The sequence below is a fragment of the Humidesulfovibrio sp. genome (assembly GCF_035560995.1).
Taxonomy (GTDB): Bacteria; Desulfobacterota; Desulfovibrionia; order Desulfovibrionales; family Desulfovibrionaceae; genus Humidesulfovibrio.
In genome coordinates this window covers 1-2,135 of record NZ_DATMYK010000210.1, presented here as the reverse complement: position 1 = coordinate 2,135, position 2,135 = coordinate 1, and the positions used below count along the sequence as shown (strand labels likewise).

General features: G+C 63.7%; 2 protein-coding genes. One reads left to right on the top strand and one right to left on the bottom strand.

Annotation, left to right across the window (positions count from 1 at the left end):
* Positions 1 to 73: 73 nt before the first annotated feature.
* Positions 74 to 1,393 (bottom strand): sigma-54 interaction domain-containing protein, encoded by a 1,320-nt coding sequence (locus tag VN419_RS08350; RefSeq protein WP_325646413.1) that lies wholly within the window; start codon positions 1,391 to 1,393, stop codon positions 74 to 76.
* Between the two features lie 296 nt (positions 1,394 to 1,689).
* Here VN419_RS08350 and VN419_RS08345 point away from each other — a divergent pair.
* On the top strand, positions 1,690 to 2,135 hold a 446-nt coding region (locus tag VN419_RS08345), incomplete at its 3' end, for a hypothetical protein (RefSeq protein WP_325646411.1).

The following is a 2,135-nucleotide window of genomic DNA, read 5'->3' as shown; positions in this document are numbered from 1 at the left end:
CTGGCCGACAGAGCGCGCGAACGGACGAATTCTGCGTCTTTTGCCCCTGCCGGGACGAGATTCGCGTCCGGGCTCAGGTCCAGGCCTGGTTGGCCACATCCAGCGGGTTCTCGTCGGCCCGGTTCAGGATGCGCCGCAGGGTGTCCTTGGAGATTCCCAGCTCGCGGCAGGCGGCGTTTCTGTTGCCGCCGTTGCGTTCCACGGCCTCGATTGCGGCGCGGTAACGTATCTCGTCCATGGTCATTGGGCCGTTCAGGCCGGTCTGGCTGGGGCTGGGATGCTCGCAGGCGCGCACATCGGCGGGCAGGTGCTCCACCTGGATGAGCCCACCGGGGCAGAGAATGCAGGCGTATTCGAGGATGTTCTGCAATTCACGGATGTTGCCTGGGAACGGGTGGGCCATCAGCAGGCGCATGGCCTCTGGCGAGAGCCCTTCGATATCCTTGCCGCTGGTGAGGTTGCGGCTTTTCAGGGCGGCGTCGACCAGGAGCGCGATGTCTCCCCGGCGTTCGCGCAGGGGGGGCAGGGTCATGCGCACCACGTTGATGCGGAAGTAAAGGTCCTGGCGGAAGGAGCCCTCGGCCACCATGCGTTCCAGGTCGCGGTTGGTGGCGGCGATGACGCGCACGTCGGCCGCGACGCCGGTGATGCCACCCAGGGGCTCGAACACGCGCTCCTGCAGCACGCGCAGGATCTTGGCCTGCAGGGGCAGGGGCAGGTCGCCTATTTCGTCCAGGAGTATGGTGCCGCCCTCGGCCAGTTGGAAGCGTCCGGGCTTGTCGCGCCGGGCGTCGGTGAAGGCTCCGGCCTTGTAGCCGAAGAGCTCCGACTCCATGAGGTGTTCCGGCAGGGCGCCGCAGTTCACGGCCACAAAGGGCCCCTTGTGGCGCGGGGAAAGGTCGTGGATGGCCCGGGCGAAGAACTCCTTGCCCGTGCCGGATTCGCCCAGGAGCAGCACGGTTGCTTCGCTCTCGGCCACCTGCGGCAGAATGCGCAGAATTTCCGCCATGTTGGGGTCGCGTGAGCAGAAGCCCTTGGGCAGCTTTGTTGCGCCGCGTTTGCCGGGCGCCACGGAGAGGTCGCGGAAGCTTTCCACCCCGCCTATGACATTGCCTGCGTGGTCCTTCAGCGGCGCCGCGGAGACGCTCACCGGCACGCGTGCGCCGTCTTCGCGTTCCACTATCATGATGCGGCCCACGATCTTGCGGTCCTCTGCTATGCATTGCTTGAGCACGCAATAGTCGCTGCAGCCCTCGGTGCGGAAGACTTCCCAGCATTTGCGGCCCACGGCGCGCTCGGCGCTGACGCCCACGATGTCCGAGGCGCTCTGGCTAAAGAAAATGATGTTCCAGTCGCGGTCGACAGTGAAGATTCCGTCGGCCACGGAATCCATGATGAATGAACAGAGCGAGGTACAGGGAAAGGGTTTCCCCAAGGAATGGTGCACAGTGTTTCCCCCGAAGGCCGTTGGACATGCTCTTGAGTTGAATCTGCCTCTGGCCGGGCCGAAGGTCAAGGGGGACGGACGCAAAATTCGTCCGCCGTTTTGGGGGTCTGTCGTGCTTGTGACAAATATCACATGGAATACCACGGGATATGAAGTTGGCCCAGGACTTGCTCTTAAGCCTACAACGGCGGGCAAAATGGAACGCCTGCCGGATGTCGGCACCAAACACTCTGGAGGACGCAATGGACCTTAACCTTTCCATCACCGGCCGCTGCTGCGATCTGGCCCTTCACCCCGTCTCCTCGGCCACCGCTCAGAAGATCCGCGAGGAAGGCCGCAGCATATACAAGACCAAGTACCTGGAGTGGTGGCGCAAGGGCAACACCTGCACCTGCGGCATGAAGCTGGGCGACGAGTCCATGGTCGAGGTGACCCTTGACGGCGAGCAGACCCCCTTTGACCCCACGCCTATCAAGGACGCCGCAGTGCTGCTGCGCCGCCGCATGTACCTGGACAGCAAGGCCCGCTACCTGGCGCTCATGGGCTATGACGACGAGGTCTGCTCCTTGACCTGGCACTGGACCGGCGTGGAGAATTTCGATCCCAAGAAGTTCGAGTTCTTCGTGCACCGCTGGGACCGCCTGCTCAAGGAAGACGGCTTCTATATCGTGGACGACGTGCGCTACGA

Bases quoted from the DNA above. Each gene is read 5' to 3' on its own strand.
- VN419_RS08350 (WP_325646413.1), bottom strand. From the start codon at position 1,393: ATGGATTCCGTGGCCGACGGAATCTTCACTGTCGACCGCGACTGGAAC.